Origin of the sequence: Parafrankia sp. EUN1f (assembly GCF_000177675.1) — a bacterium.
In the GTDB taxonomy this organism is placed as follows: Bacteria; Actinomycetota; Actinomycetes; order Frankiales; family Frankiaceae; genus Parafrankia.
In genome coordinates this window covers 1-18,036 of the sequence record NZ_ADGX01000167.1, presented here as the reverse complement: position 1 = coordinate 18,036, position 18,036 = coordinate 1, and the positions used below count along the sequence as shown (strand labels likewise).

The window sequence follows — 18,036 nt, the reverse complement described above, 5'->3', positions numbered from 1 at the left end:
CGCCGCGCTGCTGCCTTACCGGACGCTGTCGATGGTGTCCGCGGGCTCCGGCACGACCTTCCCGAAGAACCGCAGGTTGGCCCTGGGTGCAGGTGGCCCGTTATGCAGGGAAGCCGTGAGCAGCGCGCGTCCGCACCGACTGGCTTTGTAAGTGGCAACGGGGACCAGATGCACCTGGTATCGGGGACCATTCGATCTTCGCTTCAAGATCGAATGGTGATGGTTTTCGGGGCCAGGTCGCCGAGCGGATCGCAGCTGGGCCGAGGGTCGGCGCGCCGCGTCGGCGACCAAAGTGCCTGCGCGGCAGGCAAAAGCAGCAAGGAGGGGATCGCGGGGCTCCGGCCTGCAGGGCCGGTGCAGGTGGCTCCCATTCTCATCGACACGACATCGCGGTCGGGCCGAGGTGGTCCCCACTCCCAGCAGCGAACGGTCCCCACTGCCACCTTCATAGCCACACCGACGGACTCCTAGCCGCCTTCGTCCTCGCCAGGGGTACCAGGCCGAGGTGCCACAGGTGTTGGTCTTCCCGCTGACGCCGCCGAGGCATCCACCAAGCGGGGCCGTCCCGGGCCTCCACGATGGGGTCCGCCAGGACCGGACCAAAGACAGTCGGGGTTACGGCGCCCTCCCTGGCCGTCTTCCGAAGGTCCTGTTACGCGCGGCGGTAGAGCGCCCACGCACTCGCGGCCGAGGCTGTTCGTGAGGTCCACTCGTCCCCGCTGGCCTGCGCGATCTCGGCCCACAGGCGTGCGTTCGCTCTGGCGTACGCGGCGACAGCGCCGGCGGGTGCGACCTGCCAGGACGGGATCTGGCCGGCCCATGCCTCGGCCTGGGCCGCAGAGTGCCCACCTTCGGCCATGAGCCACACGACCAGGCCCGCAGGGTCCAGCCATGCCGCGCCCCGGGTCGCCCACGCCCAGTCCACGAGGTGGGCGCGGTCGCTGATCAGCAGATTCGCGCTGTTCCAGTCCGTGTGCAGCAACGCGGTGCCGGCGAACATCTCCGCTTCGCCAGGCTCGTCGACGTAGCCGCCGAGGCGCTGCTCGGCCTGTTTCAGTGGTAGATCGGGGCACTCGACGCGCTGAAGCCGCCGCAAGCATTCGACGATCAGGGGAAGGTCGTCCGAGTCCGGCCGGAAGTCCGCATGCCGACCTTCGACATGGTCGAAGCCGGACAGATCCCACCCGTCCACCTCGACGTGCCACAACAGTCGAGGAGACAGATCGACCACATAAGGGTTGATCTCACGCTCTCGACGTTGCGTGACGATCTGCCGATGATTCACCGGGATGCCCTTACAGAACACCAGCCCGGACGGTGTCCGCAGGGTCGCGGCAATCGCCGAGTTGAAACCGCCCGACGCTGTCGAGGCCGCCGTGACAGGCCCCGTGTGGACCTCCACCGCCCGCCGGACGGCCGCGGGCAGATCGGCCCAGTTCATCCGAGGCAGGGACATACAGGTCCTCCCACGGGAGCGGAGCGGAGCCTGGCCCGGACTCGCGTTGTACCAGCCCCACTTCCGAATCCAAACCCGCTCACGGTCACAAGGCCGCTACACGACGCGGCCCGGGTGCGACGCCGCCTCGGCTGTGCGGCACGGACATCTCACGCACCGGGCGCGAGAGGGTGACGGCAGTGTTGGCTCGGCACCCACCATGGCGCCGGGTCAGTTCGGTATCGCCGTGCTGCCGCGCGTCCACGCCCTCCGCCTCGGTCACGAGCCCATCGTGCCCGTCTCACCGCCACGCCGGGCCGACGGGGCTGCCCGTGCCACAGGGAGCCGGACGCCAATGGTCACCCATCCTGGGGACCCGCGCTCGGCCGGGCAGCGTTCGAACCGACGGCGTGCACTTCTCGACGGGTCGACTTGTAACCCCTCGTTTCGAGGTCCGGGCGCCCGGCGCGGCCTCGTGACGGCCCACGCCATCGCCCCGGGCCGGTGCGGCTAGTGAGCCTTCTCGAACGCCTCCACGATGTTCGACGCGATACGGCCCCGGTCGCTCACCGTGTAGCCGTTGCTCCGCGCCCACTCCCGGATATCCGCGGTGCGGTCCGCGGCCACGGCGCGCGGTGAAGCGGCACGCTGTCCGCGCCGTCCACCGGCCGCGCGGCCACCGGAACGGCGTCCCGCGGACACGAACGAGGCCAGCGCCTCCCGCAGCTTCGTGGCGTTCGCCTCGGACAGGTCGATCTCGTACTGGGCGCCGTCCAGCCCGAACCGGATCGTCTCGTCGGCGGTTTCACCGCTGAGGTCATCGATCAGCGAAACGATCGTCTTCTGTGCCATGGATATTCCTCACTCCTACCCGTGGACCGTGTATCCACGACGTATTCTCTACCGTATCGCGTGACTGCCTGGGCCGGCCGCCCTGCCCTCAACATGACGGAAAGTCTTCCCGCCCGGAGCACCACATAGGGACTATAGAGAACGCGGAGGAACCTCCTGGCGCCGGACCGGACACCGGGAACTGGCGGAGGCCGGAAGGCGTCATTCACCGAGCCGCCAACCGGCCCGTACAGGCGGAGCGGTCGGACTTCTCCGAGCACGTGACCGAGAGACGGGATCCGACGGCCGGAGGGTTCCGGAAGAACTGTCACGCAGAACCCCGGCATGCCGTGGACGAGGCTGCACCCCCGGGAATGACTCCGATCTCCTGGGCCGGTGACAACTCCGGGGTACCGCATCACAGGCAGGACAGGAGGCTGATGCTCACGGACGGCTTTCCTTCCCGAGGGCCGCGAACTCGGCTTTCTGCCCGTCGGTGAGAGAGGTGCGCAGCGCCGTCCAGCAGTGGTCATCGCGCGGCAGGCCGGCCCTGCGCTCGATCCACCATGCGGCGTCGGTGCGCTCGCAGATCCTGTCGAGCAGCCAGTCAAGATGTGCCCCGGTCGCGCCCGGCATCGTCGCCAGCGACAGCGCTCTTTTGATCGTGTTGTCCCGCAGGACCAGCGCCCACGCCACCTGCCGGTCGGTTCCCGTGAGGGCCGGTAGCCCGTCGAGGTCTGCCTGCCCCGCCGCCTGTTGCGCTGCCTGGTCGGCCTCGACCGTACGCCGCTGGCGTCGGCATTCCGGGCAGGGCCGCATCTCCGTCCGGTTCGCCCTGGCCTGCCGGGTGTCGCTCGGCCCGTAGACCTGGATGCGTTCGACGGCGCCGCAGCAGTCGCGCCTGATCGTGTACCAGGCCATCTGATCCCCCTTGATGATCGCCTGCGGTTCGTCGATGCGAAAGGTCGGAGCGCACAGCGCCGCAACCCCCGTCCCGCCGGGCGGGTGACACGGTCGGCGGACTCGTCGGCCGGCTTCGGTGCGGGCTCGTCCGGTCGACCGCCGAGGCTGAGGCGCAGATCGTGACGCACCGCCCAGACCAGGCCTGAGGCCGCGGTGACGTCAGACCGGCCGCAGTACCGGCCGCGGCGCGGGGCCCGCCGTGGCCCGCCAGAACGAGGTCCGGGACCGCTGCGGCCACACCATCCGGGTACCGCGTCGCTGCGCCCGTGCCCGTTCCAACACCTCACCCGGCCGGTCCCGGCCGATCACCCGGCCTGCGGGATCGACCAGAGCGGACACCAGCGGCCACACCTGCGCCACGACCAGGCCACCCATCTCCACGCTGGCCGCGAGCCGCGGATCATCCGCCCGTGCTCCTTCGACCAGGCCGGCGGCGGCGTTCGCGGTCATCACCCGGGCCGCGTCCTGGAACGACCAGCGGACCGTCGGCTGGTCCAGATGCACGGGAACGGCGTGCAGCCCCTCCCAGGTCCCGTCGGTGTCCATGATGTGGCCCGGCTGGCAAGCAGCTGGCAGTCTGACTACCCAGATGTTCACCCGCCGACCCCGCCGGCGTGGAACACGTCGGTTCTGGGCGGACGGCATCCACGTCAAGATCCGTCTGGGCGAGGACCGGGTGTGCCTGCTCGTCCTCATCGGGCCGCGCCGGCCCATTCAGCGAACAGTACGGTGGCGTCGTCCTGGAGCCGGCCGTGATGGTAGTCGAGCAGGGCGCGCATGAGACGTCGCAGGGTTTCGGGAACGGCCAAGCCGTCGGCGTGGTGACGCACGACGAAGTCCACGAACCGGGTCAGGCCGAACTGGCGGCCGGTGGGGTCTCGGGCTTCGATGACACCGTCGGTGTAGAGCAGTAGCCGGTCGCCGGGTTCGAGTTGTTCCTGGCACAGGGTGGTGGTCAGGCCGAGGTCGGTACCCAGCGGATGGGCGGGCGGGCAGGACAGGATGCTGACCCATCTGCCCCCGCGGATGATGACCGGCGGGTGGTGGCCGTGGTTCACCCAGCTCAGTAGTCCGCTGCTGGTGTCGAGGTCGGCCAGGACCGCGGTCACATACCGTCCGGGGTCGAACTGGTCGATCAGCATCCGTTCGATCTCCTGACCGACCTGTACCAGCCCCCTGCCCTGGCGGCGCTGGTTGCGGCAGGTGGCTACCGCGAGGTTCGCGGCGAGTCCGGCGGAGGCGTCATGACCCATCGCGTCGAACACTGCCAGGTGCAGGACGTCGGCGGCCATCGCGTAGTCGAAAGCGTCCCCACCGATCTCATAGGCCGGTTCCATTCCCGCGCCCACCACCACATTCTGGTTGGCGAACGATGTCGGCGGCATCAGATGCCACTGCAGCTCGGCGGCGATCGTCATCGGCCGGGTACGCACCAGCCGGGCGAAGGAGTCACTGAACTCCCGCTTGCTGACCAGCAGTAGTCCGATCAGTGCGGCGAGGTCGCCCAAGCCCGCGAGAGCCTCGTTCTCGCCGTCGACCACGCGGGCCTTGAGAACACCGAGTCGTTCCGTTCCGTCTATGAGCGGCGTCCAGTAGACCCACCGTGCCTCGGAGGCGGACGCGCGGCTGGGCAGGGTGCGTATGCCCTGGAACACCCGGCCCGGCAATGTCCCTTCCACCGGAATCGTCTCGCCGCCCGCGCCGGCGTCGAGTCCGTGCCCCGTCAGTTCCCGCAGCACCTGCCCCTGCAGATCCACAAGATAGATCCGCGTGTCCGCCAGACCCGCCACCTCCGCCTGCTCCCTGACCAGAGCCGGGAGCTGCTCCAGCACGGCCAGCCGGCCCAATTCCAGCAGCGAGCTGAGCATCTGATATGTCGCGGTGCACATTCCGCATCATCCTCGATTAAAGGCCACGATAATCAAACTGTCGACCATGTGACGCTAGGTAAAACCGCGTGACCATCAACCAGATGGCTATCTCGCTCACCGAACCCGCAGGACCACGTCCCCGACGGCCTCATCGGCATGCCCCCGGCCCTGTCCACAAACCTCGCGCCGCTCTCGTCGGAGACGCCGATCGCCGCACTCTCCCGCCTCCCTCACCACCCGCTCCCGCAGCCCTATGGCGGGTACGCCACCGGACGCAGCATCCGTATCGGCGACCAGGTACGCCGTGAACTTCACGGATTGGCACCACCGACATGCGAGATCGCCGGCGTCTCGCTCTTGCTCTCGGTGCGAGCCGTCCGAATATCCGGGCTGTCAGGATGATGGGGTTCTTTGTCGGTGTTTCGCCCGCCTGCGCTTCGCGTCATACATGCCGGTATCGGCCTGATGGAGTATCTGTTCGGCGGAGGTGCATGGTTGCCGTCCGTCGGCGATCGCGAGACCGATGCTGATCTGGATCTGCTGAGGGTGACCGGCGAGGGTGATGGGCCGGCGCATACCGGTCGTGATACGTCGCGCGCACTGCTCGCCGACGGTCTGGGGACTGGTACCGGTGTCGGTGCCGGCGAGGAGGACGGCGAACTCGTCGCCGCCGACGCGGGCGGCGAGGTCGCCGTGACGTATGGCGGTGCGGAGGCGGGCCGCGACCGTACGCAGGAGCTCGTCGCCGGCGGAATGCCCATACGTATCATTGACAGTCTTGAAGTGGTCGATGTCGCAGAACAACACGACCACGGGTGTTCCGTGCCGGCTGTGCGCGGTCACCGCTTCTTCGAGTGCGCGGGTGAACAGGAGCCGGTTGGCCAGTCCGGTCAGCCCGTCGTGATACGCCTGGTACTCAAGCCGCTGGTGCGCGCGCTGCACATCGCTGACGAGCCGGCGGTTCTCCGCGATGACGACGATCTGGCGGAGGGTGACCAGGCCGGCGAGACAGAACGCCAGGTAGAGGGGCAGCCCATACAGTCCACCGTCACGCACGGCGCTCGCCAGGACGAGCGCCGCGGCGACGCTGAGCGGCAGATAAGGCATGTAGGCATGCAGCCAGTTGCGGATCACCCGCCCCGACCAGATGGACCGGCTGGTCGTGCTGCGGATGGCCGGGGACACGGACCACTGGCTATCCCGCTCGGGTGCGATCATGGCGAGGCCGACCAGCAGCGGGCCCGTAGCTGCTCCGAGCCAGGTCGGTACGCTGCCCTCCAAGCTGACCGGGTCAGGCAGACTGAGCTGGACCAGCACCGTCTCCGACGCGGCAAGCACCACCAGGCCGGCGCCGAGCAGGGCGACCGCACGGCCGTTACTGGGCCGACGGAAGGCCACCACCAGCACCAGAACCACCACCAACAGCGCCAAGGCGAGTGCGAAGGTGACCGCGATGACGAACGACGTCCCACTGATCCCGCTGTGGGTGATGTCCCGCAGCACAGCGAACCAGGCGATCAGGAGTATGGATAGGGCGATCATCAGGCTGTCCAAGGCGATGACCACATGGGTGTACCGGGGCCACCAGCCACCGTCCGGAGACGGGGGCGCTCGCGTCGGCCCGCCGCCGGCGCCGACGGGCACGCAGATCAGGCCTGCGATCGTCAGGAGCGGAGCGATCAGGAACAGGCTCTCGCTCGGCGTCAGCTGAAGTTCCAGTGGGTTGCCCGAGGAGTACTGACGTGTCCATTCGAACGCACTCGGTAGAGCGGCCAGCGGCCCGGCGGAGACCAGCAACCTCCACTTACGGTCGACGCCGCGCGTGCGCACGATGCCGATGACCGCGAACACGGTCGACGCCACCCCGCAGACGAACAGAGCCGCCGCCTGGACGACGAGCCGCGCCTGTCCGGAGAACGCCAACTGGCCCGCCCCCGCCAAGACGAACAGCGCCACCACCAGCGCCAGCAGGATGTGGAAGGTCCGATCGCTAACAGGCCGGACCCGCACACTGCGCACACCGCCCGCCGAAGGCGTCCTGTCCACGTGCATCTCGATGCCACCATCTGCCGAGGGCCGGCCTCCTTCAGCCAGGTAAAGCCCACGATGACCGCTCCGTAGACGATGTGCATGTCCGACGATCACACCGCGTGACTTATGTCCTGTGGGAAACCAGAAGCGGGCCTGGGCCTGTGAGTAACCCGGCTGTTCCACAACTGGTCCGGAAGCTCCGGGCGGGTGAGTTCCTCAAGCTCGGCCACCGGGTCAGCGGGTCCACGATCCGCCGGATCCTGAAGTCCCTGGGTCTCCCACCGGCGCCCGGGCGGCAGACCGACACGACGTGGCGGCAGTTCCTGCGTACGCAGGCATCGACGATGCTCGCGGTCGACTTCTTCCCTGTGGGCTGCGCCGTGGCGCTGCCGCGTCTGTACTGCTTCTTCGTCCTGGAGGTCGGCTCCCGCACCGTCCACATCCTCGGGGCCACCGCCAATCCAGACGGACCGTGGACCACCCAACAAGCCTGGAACCTCCTGATGGACCTCGGCGACCGGGCGGCCGACTTCCAGATCTTGGTCCGCGACCGTGCCGGACAGTTCACCGCCTCCTATGACGCGGTCCTCGCCGACGCCGGCATCACCACCGTCACGATCCCACCCCGGACTCCCCAGGCGAACGCCTACGCAGAACGGTTCGTCCAACCAGCCGAACCATCCGAACCGAGGTCACCGACCGGATGCCGATCTTCGGTGAACGGCATCTGCGCACCGTCCTGGCCGACTAGCACGGCACTACAACGGACGACGACCCCACCGCGGCCGCGACCTTCAACCACCCCGGCCCGACCACCCCGCCGCCGACATGGCGAAGGAGCGGATCAAACGCCGGCCCGTCCTCGGCGGCCTGATCAACGAATACGAACGAACCGCCTAAAACCCCAGGTCAACACCGGTGGCCGAGTTCCGGCACCCCACAGGCCTACGGCGTCGCGTTCCACCGCCACGAGTCGCAGACCAGGGCCGCTGTCCGGCCCTGGTTCACTTTCCTGCCGGCTGTCTGTCAGGAGGGCTCCGCAGGCGGCGGGCTGGTCGTGGGTGGGCGTAGTTGCTGGTTGAGCCGCTGGGCTTCGGCGAGCTGGTCCTCGAGGATGATGATGCGGCACGCGGCGTCGATCGCGGTGCCCTGGTCGACGAGTTCACGGACGCGGGCGGCGATCCGCAGCTGGTAGCGGGAGTAGCGGCGGTGACCGCCCTCGGAGCGCAGCGGCGTGATCAGGCGGGCTTCGCCGAGAGTCCGCAGGAAGGCGGGTGTGGTGCCGAGCATCTCGGCCGCGCGGCCCATGGTGTAGGCGGGGTAGTCGTCGTCGTCGAGGCTGTCAGCCGGTCTGCGTGGGTTTTCAGGGGTCATCGCGCCTCTCGGGACACGTCGAGGGGCCTTGGTGCCATCTGGCACCAAGGCCCCGAGGAGGTCGAACACCATCTACCGGCGAGAATGCGCCGGATTCTGGAACCCGCATGCCGCCTGAGAGGACGGGGGTGCGGGGATCGCGTATGCGTGACCGGGGACCACCGTTCAATCCGGGGTCTGCGCGGTGACCGAGCGAGTCATACCAGCGCTCGGGCGATCCTGACGGCGTCCACCCTCCCTCCTCATGGTCAACTGCGGGGTGCTGCGGAACTTCGTGCGGTGATGCTCAGCGGCCGTCTTGGCCACTGTCCTGCTCGCGTCAGTTCGTGTCTGCCGCGACCGTGACTCTCTTGGCTACGACATGAACCCTACCCACGGCAGAACCCAGATGTCTACTGCAGTGGGGACAGATTTTTCGGCTTCCGGGAGACAGCTACCTGTGGCACCGGACGGGCCCGTCGACGGTGCCAACTCGGAAGGCAGGGTGGGCGTCGGCTGGGCACCTTGTGTGACTTCCACGTCATCAGGTGGGCGACGAACAGGTAAAACCCCTATCCGTCGAGCCCCGCGGGCACTCGGCCTGAATCCCCACCGTTCCGTTGGAGCAAGGAGCGAAGAGCCGCCGGCAGCCGGGCGTGTGGGACCGCTGACGCCTCGCGGACAGCACCCGAGGGTCGCCCAGAACCAGGACACGCCTCGGGGTCCTGGCGCCTGTGGCGCCAGGACCCCGAGGATTCAACACCATCTACTGGACTAGGTAATGCCGGGTTCTCTGAGTCCGCGTGGCCGGCCCCGGTGGGGCGGGCGCGCGGAGATCGCGATACGTGACCGGGAACCACCTTCCGATCCGGGGCCTGCGGTAACCGAGTGAGTCAGACCCTCACTCGGGCGAACCTGACGGCGCCTACTCCTCTCCTCATCGTCTGGTCTGGTGCTGCCGAACTTCTGTGGTGGTGCTCGGCGGCCTGCCCTGGCCACCGTCCCGCTCGCGCCAGTTCATGTCTGCCGCGACCATGTGACTCCCTTGGCTACGACAGGAACCCTACCCAGGACAGTCGTCGATGTCTACTGCGACGGGAACAGATTTTCCGGTTCTCAGGAGAGAGCTACTCTGCGGTGCCCGATCGTGCCAGGCACCGCCGGCCCGTGAAGCAGGGCGCGCGGCAGCTCCACGGAAAGGGACGCCCTCGGCCTGGCCGACCTGCTTGACGGCCTCATCGAGGAAGATTGGGACACCGCGGTGCTGCGCGCCGGATGACGCGGGTACGCGACGCGGCCGTCCGCGTCGCTCTGGGCCGCGGGTTCCCTCCACCTGACCCATGACCCGGTGCGGCTGATGCGGCTGTCAACATGACGGTCGCTATGTCCGTACACCTGCCCTCTTGCGGGACTCTCTGTCCTGGACCCCGGCCTGTCGCCCTCGTGCCGCAACACGAGCAGCTCGATGTTCTTGGACGCTGACGAACGGCCGAGGAGGACCAGCCAGCCGCACACCCGCACGAAGATCAGATAGGCAGGCGATGGACATGGCTGACCATCATGCCGCCCAGTACGGCCGCATCGCCCCAGCTCACAGTCGCCGGATCAGCAGATCATCTCCACATGCGCGCCCGCGATCGCCGCATCGACCAACCGCCGGCGATACCGCCCGTGGACCCGCTCCGAGATCACCCTGCACCCGGGGCATGCACCAGCGGCTCCTCGAACACGGGCCCGTAACCGCAGCCGATCGCCAAACCGGTCCCCCCGATCGACAACGAGACCCGCCAGGTGCGGAAGGAGAACCCCAAGGCCAGAGAGGCACCAGGAACATGGTCCCAGAGGGCCGATCGTGGTCAGCGCGCCGCCCAGGGGCCAGTCCGATCCACAGGATCAGGGATAGATCCAGTTTTGGCGAGGCCTTGACAGCTGGACCAGCATCAGGTGAATCGGTGGGCGACGTCGCGCAGGGTGCGTGCGGCGGCCAGGGCACGGTCACCGCCGCCCAGATGCGCTGACTGTTCGATCCGGGCGTGCTCCCGGCAGGGCAGGCAGGTGACGCGTTCGGGGCGTGAGGAGGTCGCCGCGTACGGGACATGCTGGCCGCATCCCGCCCGTACGCTGCGCGGTGAGTCGCCGACGAGCCCGAAGACGCTGCCGTCACCGCGGGTACGTCGGCACTGGTGTTCGGCGTGTTCCACTCGACATACACATGCGGGTCGCCCATGGTGCGAGCCAACTGATCAACCACCCCGGGTGTAGGAATTCCAGGAATATGGTCAGCCCGAGCTGGCAGTGCAGGGGTTCTTGGCCAGTGCTGCGGTGCCCTTTCTCGCCCGTAGTTGGCCAACAACTGGCGGCGGCGTGCGTGCGTGGGGCCCTGTCGGTGGGTGCCGGACTCGGGTTCGTCGCCAGCGGGTCGGGGCCGGGTCAGCGGATGGTGATCCAAGGCAGGCACCGTGGGTGGCTGTCAGTCACGTCGCCGAGGAAGACCGGTGGCCCGGTGTGCCAGGCGGACCGGCGGGTTGGCGTGGAATGCTCGTGTGCGAGGCGGTCGTGATCCCGCCGGGCGTGGGCGGTGCGGCTGGCGTCGTAGTCGGCTCGCTGGCTGGGGTCGCGCAGCACGGTGTAGGCGGCGATCACCTGTTGGAGCGCGGCGTCGTGTTCCTGGTGGGGGCCGGAGTGCGGGGCCTGTCGCGCTGGCGTGCGGGTGTCCGGGTGATGGCGGCGGATCAGCGTGCGGTACGCGTGGGTGATCTGGCTGGCCGAAGCCGAGGGCCCGACCCCGAGCACCCGATAGAGGTCCTGGTCAGTCGCCATGTGCCCGTGTCCTCTGTGACCTGATAGGGAGGCGGGTCTGGCCCCGGTAAGGGTGGCCGGGGCCAGACCCGCGCCCGCATCGACGTGCTGAGGGTTATTTCTTGGTGTCGTGATCGGTGGCTAGGACTCCCCTCTGTGTCATGCCGTGTGGTCGGTGTCGAGGGTTGGACTGCCAGGCGGCGCCCGTTGCCGCGCTCGGCGTTGGAGCCGCCGGGCTGTCGGCGGTCCGCAGGGCCGAGGGTGCGGCGGACAGCCCGCGCTTCTTGCTGGCTGCGGTGTCGTTGGCCGCGGCGCGGCTGGCCGCCCTGGCCTTCCCGGCGGAACGTCGCGGTCCCACACGGCCGAGATGATCGCGTCGAACTCGGCGTGCAGCAGGTCAGGGTCGGAACAGATCAGATCGGCCAGCTGCGCTTCGACCTGCCGGACCGGCGCCGCCCCGTGCAGGGTCGCCATCGGTCCCGCCCTCGGGTCAGGCGTGGATGGCCCGGCGGTCGTCGCTGGACACGTCGATCGCGATCTTCCGGGGCTTGGCCTTCTCGGCGACGGGAATCCGCAGGGTCAGCACGCCGGCGTGGTAGCTGGCCGTGATCTTCTCCGTGTCTAGGTTGTCGCCCAGGATCAACTGGCGGCTGAACACCCCGCGGGGCCGCTCGGCGACCAGGACCTCGCGGTCCCCGTTCAACGCCGGGCGTTCCGCCCGGACGGTCAGCACGTTGCGTTCGACGTCCAGATCCACGGTGGCCGGGTCCACCCCGGGCAGATCGAACTCCGCCACGAACTCCTCGCCCTCGCGCCATGCGTCGATCGGCATCCCGGTCGGCCGGGCCGCCGTGCCCAAGGCGCCGAACACCTGCTGGCTGAGCCGATCCAGCTCCCGGAACGGGTCGGTGCGCACCAACATCGGAACTCCACCTCCACGATCACGATCCTGTAGACCAGAGCGTTAGGCCATCCACTTATCTGTGGTGGCTGGCCTAGATTTTTATATAGCACCGGTGGCAGACTGAGGCAAGTCCCCGGCCGGTCCGTCCGGGCGGAGTCCCTGGAGGCGCCCCGTGAGCTCGTCCGATGTCGACCCGGCCCGGGGGGTGTACGGCATCTCGGTGGCCGCCGATCTGGTCGGCATGGACCCGCAGAGCCTGCGCCTGTACGAGCGGCGCGGTCTGCTGGAACCGGCGCGCACCGGCGGCGGGACCCGCCGCTACAGCGGCGACGACCTGGCCCGGCTGCACCGGATCGGGTATCTGCTCGCGGCCGGGTTGAACCTCGCCGGGATCGCCAGGGTGCTCGAACTGGAGACCGAGAACGCCCGGCTGCGCGCCGACCTCGAACGCACACAGGCCGCGGACCTGGCGCCGACTCCTCACCCGCCCCGCCGTCGAAGCACGGACTGACACAGGAAGACCACACCCGAAACACCGACCGGCACGGTGAGCCTCGCGAGCACAAGCCCGGCGACGAGTACGAGGGACTCGCCCACACCCCGGTCGATCTTTCCGTCTCTCCCGCGTCAACCAGCACGGTGACCGTACCGAGTTGAGGGTCGGGCGATATCGGAGGTTACTGGTTGAACTCGTCCGGTTCCCATCGGCGACAGGCGTGCGGACCATGCCCTCCGCGACGAGTCGTTGCTAGAAAGAACGGGTATGCGGTCGCAAGAGCGCCCGGTGGCGGGTTGAGCATGCTGGCCGACCTGAACTGTGGACCTCGACCTGCAGGTCTTCGCGTGAGCGGGCCTTCCGTTGGCCTTGTCGGCAGCCCAGGGCGCAGGCTACCGCCGCTGGGGCGCTCTTCGGGGCCGTCACCGGACTGTGTGCAGCCGGGTCCGAGCCGCGACGGTCATGTGCTTCCGCTCCAGCTCGCAGAGGCGAGCCGACGGCAGCACCTCCCCACTCGTAGCGGCGAGGAACTGGTTGACGTCCCGAAAAGCGGCGGGAGCGATGAAATCCATGCTCTGCTCGCCGGGCTCCCCGGCAGGCAGCATGCCGTCCACCGTGATGAAGTCCCCTTCTGGGGAGACATGGACGATGCGGGCAACTCCGGCGCAGTCCGGCTGTCCCCGCGCCGTGGCCACGACCAGGCGGGCGACGTCCCCGACCCGCGGCTTCGTATGGATGTACTCGCAGTCGCGCGGCGTGATGTCGCGGTGCCGGGCGACCCGAACGATGGCTCTCATCAACCGAGCTCCTTCCGCTTCTCGGCAAGCCGCGTGGCGGACCTCGACGCGGCATGTACTGGTGTTCCCGTCGACGGGGCCGCTCAGCGGGCACCTTCGGCGATCGGACGAGTCAGCGGTGGCGTCGAGCGGCGGGAAGTAGCTTGTACCGGTGCCCCGGTGAAGGCTCGCGGTCGCGTGGGAAGCCGAGGGCGGACACCTACGTCGCCGAACTCGCTGACGAGCGCGGCTTCGGCGAGCTGGCCCCAGGATCCGAAACTGCACCCCTCAGGCCGTGATCTGCTTCGATCCGGTCGTTCTCCGAGCGGGACCGACAGGGCAGGCCTCGGGGAGTGCTTCGTCGAGGAGCTGCGGGTCGACCGGGGCATTCTCCGTGGTGATCTCGGCCGGCCGGCGCCCACGCGTAAGCGCTCGAACGAAGAATCGTCTGACGGGTAGCCTGGTCGTGGCGGTCGACTCATAACCGCTCGTTTCAGGGTCCGGGCGTCCGGCGCGCCCCGTGACTGCCCACGCCACCACCGCCGGGCTGGTGTGGCTAGTGAGCCTTTTCGAACGCCTCGACGATGGTCGACGCGATACGACCCCGGTCGCTTACCGTGTAGCCGTTGTCCCGCGCCCACTCCCGGATGTCCGCGGTGCGGTCCGCAGCCGCAGCCGCAGCGCGCGGCGAAGCGGCACGCGGGCCGCGCCGCCCGCTGCCGGCACGGCCACCGGAACGGCGACCCGCGGACACGAACGAGGCCAACGACTCCCGCAACTTCGTGGCGTTCTCCTCGGACAGATCGATCTCATACTGGGCGCCGTCCAGCCCGAACCGGATCGTCTCGTCGGCGGTTTCACCGCTGATGTCATCGATCAGCGAAACGATCGTCTTCTGCGCCATAAATATTCCCCACTCCTACCTGCGGACCATTGTGTCCGCGACGTATTATCTACCGTATCGCGTAACCGTCTGGACCGGTCACCCCCGCCCCAGCCACGGCGGAAATCCTTCCCTCCAGGAGCACCGTAGGGGGATTATCGAGGACGCGTAGGAACCTCAAACGCTGGACTGGGCACCGGGAGCTGGCGGAGGCCGAGCAGGCCCGTGTAGCTGTGGTGTTCGGACTTCTCCGGGTACGAAAGCGCACCGACAGGCAGGATCCCAGGGCCGGAGGGCGCCGTGATAAAGGTGTCATGCAGACCCTCGGCGTGCCGGTAGACGTGGGTGCCTCCCGGGAATGACTTCGATCTCCTGGATCGGTGATAACCCAGGCGTACCGCATCACAGGCAGGGCATGAGGCTGATGCTCACGGACGGCTTTCCTTCCCGAGGGCCGCGAACTCGGCTTTCTGCTCGTCGGTGAGAGAGGCGCGCAGCGCCGTCCAGCAGTGGTCATCGCGCGGCAGACCGGCCCTGTGGTCGATCCACCAGGCGGCGTCGGTGCGCGCGCAGATCCTGTCGAGCAGCCAGTCGAGATGCGCCGGGGTCGCGCCCGGCGCCGTCGCCAGTGACAGCACCTTCGTGATCGTGTTGTCCCGCAGGACCAGCGCCCACGCCACCTGCCGGTCGGTCCCCGTGAGAGTCGGTAGCCCGTCGAGCTCCGCTTGTCCGGCGGCCTGTTGCGCCGCCTGCTCGGCGTCGACCGCACGCCGCTCGCGCCGGCAGGTCTGGCAGGGCCGCATCTCCGACCGGTTCGCCCTGGCCTGCCGGGTGTCGCGGGGCCCGTAGATCTGGACGCGTTGGACAGCGCCGCAGCAGTCGCGCCTGATCGTGTACCAGGCCACCCCGATCCCCCTTGATGATCGCTTGCAGTTCGTCGATGCCGAGGGTCGGCGCGCACAGCGCCACGACCCGCCGTCCTACCGGGCGGCCGACACGGTCAGGCGGACGGGTCGAGTCAGGCGTACTCGTCGTCCGGTGCGGGCGGGTCAATCCGGGTGACGGTGACGATCGCGTCCTGTCCTGGGCGGAAACGGGTGCGGTACGCCGCGACCAGCTGGTCGCTCCCAGCCGTAGCGAGCGCTTCGGTGATCGCCTGGATCACGGTGGTGTCGTTCACCTCGGCGGGAGCCCACACCAGACCGCCGTCATCGGTCGGGCGGCCACGGTCGTCCCTGGTGAGCCAAGCAGCTGTCATCTCCCATTCAAACCAGCCCCCGAGCCGTCCGATCGCGTCCTGGACAGCGCCCCGTTCCCGGATTCCGACGGTCCCGTCGCCGCGCCGCGTCCAGCGGACCTGCCAGCGGGACAGCTCGACCCTGCGGCTCGAGACAGTGGCCTCGTTCAGGCAGACGGTCACAATGCCGGCGACACGGATCGCGACCGCCACGCTCTCCCGATCGTCACCCTCGACAGGCCACGGGTAGAGGGTCGCGTGACCCTCCCGGAAGGCGATACCGGCCAGCGACCCGGGGAGACCGTCACCCGCGGGGGCGTCCCGCGGCGCGGTCAGGTAGGCCCGCAGAAAGTCCGGTACGCGGGCCAGTTCGTCGTCGGCCGCGGCGACGGTGATGGCGGTGAACGGTGGCATGAGATCCCCCTATGCGGCCGGGGATCACCCCGGACACGAGACCACCGTAATGCGCGTACACGAGGCCGCAGAATGCGCTGGCCTTGGCCGTGCGCGTATCCCTCACCTCGCAGGTGACCTCCGTGCGGGTCTCCCCGACGCACGCCACCTCCGGTGCGGGCTCGTCTGGTCGACCGCCGAGAGGCATGGATCGTGAAGCACCGGCCGGACCAGGCCTGACGTGTGGGTGCAGCCTCATACCGGCCGCAGCACCGGCCGCGGCGCGGGGCCCGCCGTCACCCGCCAGAACGACGTCCGGGACCGCAGCGGCCACACCATCCGGGTGCCGCGCCGCTCCGCCCGCGCCCGTTCCAACACCTCACCCGGCCGGTCCCGGCCGATAACCCGACCTGCGGGATCGACCAGCCCGGACACCAGCGGCCACACCTGCGCCGCGACCAGACCACCCATCTCCACACCGGCCGCGAGCCGCGGATCATCCGCCTGCGCCCCCGCGACCAGGCCGGCGGCGGCGTTGGCGGTCATCACCCGGGCCGCGTCCTGGAACGACCAGCGCACCGTCGGCTGGTCCAGATGCACCGGGATGGCCTGCAGCCCGTCCCACGTCCCGTCGGTATCCATCAGCAGACGCAGCTCGGCCCCGCCGGTCGCCGCGTCCCACTCGGTGTGCACGAAGAAACCCCGAGGCCAGTAGACCTCGGCGACCGTCTCCGGGCGCGGCGGCAGCAGAACGTACGGGCACCAGGCTGGCAGGCCCGTCAAGAGCCGCTCGCGGTCGATCCGGATGTCCGCCCCGGGCGACACCAGATGCCGAACGGCCAGGTCCTCGTCCACCTCCACCACCGCACGGTCCAACCACCAGGTCGACAGCGCGGCGAGACGGCCGATGTCCTGCGGACGGGGGCTGTCCTGCGGACGGCGGGGACCAGCACCCGCCACCGCGGCCATCGGCAACCAGCACCACTCCGGCCAGTCCGGCCACGGCGCCACCCCACGCCGGCCCGCCACATCCCGCATCCACGACAACGCCGGCGAGTACCGGCTACGGCACTCATCGAGATACCTGTCAGGGTCAGCGACCACGGCAGAAAGCGTAACCAGCCCCGACGCCGCCCCCACAGCAGCCGTTCACCGGCGACGCCGGAGGCTTCCATGACTCGTGAAGGCCCCCATCGGGGCAATCCCGGGTGCGTTTCGATCATGGAAGGCGTGCGGCGATCTTCGCCGTCGTGGGCCTACCCACAGCGGACACCGCCTGGGCGATCGGCTTCCGCTCGGCCTCGCCGTCGACCGATCCGGCGTGCGCCGGGTTGTGCCCCCGCCGGCCGCTGGCAACCCGGCGCACGCGCTCACGATAGGTCGATCGACGAGGCCACGGTGTTGACTCTCCGTGCCCTGATCAGCCCGGCCGCTGTCGAATCCACCGGGCCGACGGGATCAGTCGTCGTCTTCGTCGTCGTCCCAGATCGGCCCCTCATTGCTGGCCGCCGCGTCTCGCGCACGGCCGTCCCATCCACTCTGGGCAGTGGCGGAGCTCGGGTCTGTCGGTGCCGAGCGAAATCTGACCAGGCGTTGCCGAAGTAAAACGGCGCACCCTCCAGCCTTGGAGGGTGATCACTGTGGAGGACTGGGCCGAGATCCGGCGGCTGCATCGCGCTGAGGGTGTCTCGATCAGCGAGATCAGCAGGCGGTTGGGGATCGCGCGGAACACCGTGCGGCGTGCTCTGGTCTCGGACCGGCCGCCCCGCTACGAGCGAGCGCCGCGGCGGCGGTTGACCGACGCGGTCGAGCCGGCGGTGCGGGCGCTGCTGGCCGAGTATCCGCGGATGCCAGCAAGTGTGATCGCGCAGCGGATCGGCTGGACGCACTCGTCGTCGATCCTGCGGGACCGGATCAGTCAGATCCGCCCCGAGTACGCCGGCGTGGACCCCGGTGGACCGGGTGACGTACGAGCCGGGACAGGTCGCGCAGTGCGACCTGTGGTTCCCCGAGCCGAAGATCCCGGTCGGTGGGGGCAGGACACGGACGCTGCCGGTCCTGGTG

General features: G+C 69.0%; 16 protein-coding genes and 3 pseudogenes. 3 read left to right on the top strand and 16 right to left on the bottom strand.

All coding sequences use genetic code 11. The features are described from left to right. Positions 1–652: 652 nt before the first annotated feature. From FREUN1FDRAFT_RS32215 to FREUN1FDRAFT_RS32190, 6 genes are all read right to left on the bottom strand, one after another. Entirely contained in the window at positions 653–1,456 is an 804-nt protein-coding gene (locus tag FREUN1FDRAFT_RS32215; RefSeq protein WP_006544526.1) for a phosphotransferase, read from the bottom strand. A 489-nt stretch (positions 1,457–1,945) separates the two neighbouring features. Further along, the gene (locus FREUN1FDRAFT_RS32210; protein WP_006544525.1) at positions 1,946–2,287 is read right to left on the bottom strand and encodes an Lsr2 family protein; all 342 of its coding nucleotides are present in this window, start codon (positions 2,285–2,287) and stop codon (positions 1,946–1,948) included. Between the two features lie 423 nt (positions 2,288–2,710). Next, positions 2,711–3,187, bottom strand: coding sequence for a hypothetical protein (locus FREUN1FDRAFT_RS32205; protein ID WP_006544524.1), 477 nt, complete (start codon positions 3,185–3,187; stop codon positions 2,711–2,713). 201 nt (positions 3,188–3,388) lie between these two features. Then, positions 3,389–3,775 (bottom strand): hypothetical protein, encoded by a 387-nt coding sequence (locus FREUN1FDRAFT_RS32200; protein ID WP_006544523.1) that lies wholly within the window; start codon positions 3,773–3,775, stop codon positions 3,389–3,391. A gap of 146 nt (positions 3,776–3,921) precedes the next feature. Continuing rightward, positions 3,922–5,118 carry a PP2C family protein-serine/threonine phosphatase gene (locus FREUN1FDRAFT_RS32195; RefSeq protein WP_006544522.1) on the bottom strand — a complete coding sequence of 399 codons (1,197 nt, stop codon included), beginning with the start codon at positions 5,116–5,118 and terminating at the stop codon, positions 3,922–3,924. Between the two features lie 375 nt (positions 5,119–5,493). Next, a complete protein-coding gene (locus FREUN1FDRAFT_RS32190) occupies positions 5,494–7,146 on the bottom strand; it encodes a diguanylate cyclase (protein ID WP_157475674.1) in 1,653 nt (550 codons plus the stop codon). Positions 7,147–7,226: 80 nt separating this feature from the next. On the opposite strand from FREUN1FDRAFT_RS32190, the pseudogene FREUN1FDRAFT_RS42315 reads away from it, so the two are divergent. Beyond that, a pseudogene (locus FREUN1FDRAFT_RS42315) lies at positions 7,227–8,031 on the top strand (integrase core domain-containing protein). 126 nt (positions 8,032–8,157) lie between these two features. On the opposite strand, the gene FREUN1FDRAFT_RS32185 reads toward FREUN1FDRAFT_RS42315, so the two are convergent. The 4 genes from FREUN1FDRAFT_RS32185 to FREUN1FDRAFT_RS32170 form a co-directional block, all read right to left on the bottom strand. Further along, the gene (locus tag FREUN1FDRAFT_RS32185) at positions 8,158–8,505 is read right to left on the bottom strand and encodes a MerR family transcriptional regulator (protein ID WP_006544519.1); all 348 of its coding nucleotides are present in this window, start codon (positions 8,503–8,505) and stop codon (positions 8,158–8,160) included. A gap of 1,919 nt (positions 8,506–10,424) precedes the next feature. Next, positions 10,425–10,685, bottom strand: a complete 261-nt coding sequence (locus tag FREUN1FDRAFT_RS32180) for a hypothetical protein (RefSeq protein ID WP_232295512.1) — start codon at positions 10,683–10,685, stop codon at positions 10,425–10,427. A 229-nt stretch (positions 10,686–10,914) separates the two neighbouring features. Next, entirely contained in the window at positions 10,915–11,304 is a 390-nt protein-coding gene (locus FREUN1FDRAFT_RS32175; RefSeq protein WP_006544518.1) for a J domain-containing protein, read from the bottom strand. A gap of 469 nt (positions 11,305–11,773) precedes the next feature. Next, the gene (locus FREUN1FDRAFT_RS32170; RefSeq protein ID WP_006544517.1) at positions 11,774–12,205 is read right to left on the bottom strand and encodes an Hsp20/alpha crystallin family protein; all 432 of its coding nucleotides are present in this window, start codon (positions 12,203–12,205) and stop codon (positions 11,774–11,776) included. 154 nt (positions 12,206–12,359) lie between these two features. Here FREUN1FDRAFT_RS32170 and FREUN1FDRAFT_RS32165 point away from each other — a divergent pair, with 154 nt between their 5' ends. Continuing rightward, positions 12,360–12,698: a helix-turn-helix transcriptional regulator gene (locus FREUN1FDRAFT_RS32165; protein WP_006544516.1), complete on the top strand. Its 339-nt coding sequence runs from the start codon at positions 12,360–12,362 to the stop codon at positions 12,696–12,698. 407 nt (positions 12,699–13,105) lie between these two features. Here the strand turns inward: FREUN1FDRAFT_RS32165 and FREUN1FDRAFT_RS32160 are convergent, their stop codons facing one another. From FREUN1FDRAFT_RS32160 to FREUN1FDRAFT_RS32140, 6 genes and pseudogenes are all read right to left on the bottom strand, one after another. Next, the gene (locus FREUN1FDRAFT_RS32160; protein ID WP_006544515.1) at positions 13,106–13,480 is read right to left on the bottom strand and encodes a hypothetical protein; all 375 of its coding nucleotides are present in this window, start codon (positions 13,478–13,480) and stop codon (positions 13,106–13,108) included. A gap of 271 nt (positions 13,481–13,751) precedes the next feature. Next, positions 13,752–13,912, bottom strand: a pseudogene (locus tag FREUN1FDRAFT_RS47015) (IS6 family transposase); the annotation flags it as partial. A gap of 103 nt (positions 13,913–14,015) precedes the next feature. Then, positions 14,016–14,363, bottom strand: coding sequence for an Lsr2 family protein (locus tag FREUN1FDRAFT_RS32155; RefSeq protein WP_006544514.1), 348 nt, complete (start codon positions 14,361–14,363; stop codon positions 14,016–14,018). 407 nt (positions 14,364–14,770) lie between these two features. Beyond that, positions 14,771–15,247: a hypothetical protein gene (locus FREUN1FDRAFT_RS32150; protein ID WP_006544513.1), complete on the bottom strand. Its 477-nt coding sequence runs from the start codon at positions 15,245–15,247 to the stop codon at positions 14,771–14,773. Between the two features lie 113 nt (positions 15,248–15,360). Then, positions 15,361–15,993, bottom strand: a complete 633-nt coding sequence (locus FREUN1FDRAFT_RS32145; RefSeq protein ID WP_006544512.1) for a hypothetical protein — start codon at positions 15,991–15,993, stop codon at positions 15,361–15,363. Positions 15,994–16,227: 234 nt separating this feature from the next. After that, entirely contained in the window at positions 16,228–17,076 is an 849-nt protein-coding gene (locus FREUN1FDRAFT_RS32140; RefSeq protein ID WP_083828892.1) for a hypothetical protein, read from the bottom strand. A 527-nt stretch (positions 17,077–17,603) separates the two neighbouring features. On the opposite strand from FREUN1FDRAFT_RS32140, the pseudogene FREUN1FDRAFT_RS45470 reads away from it, so the two are divergent. Beyond that, positions 17,604–18,036: pseudogene (locus FREUN1FDRAFT_RS45470) on the top strand (helix-turn-helix domain-containing protein); the annotation flags it as partial.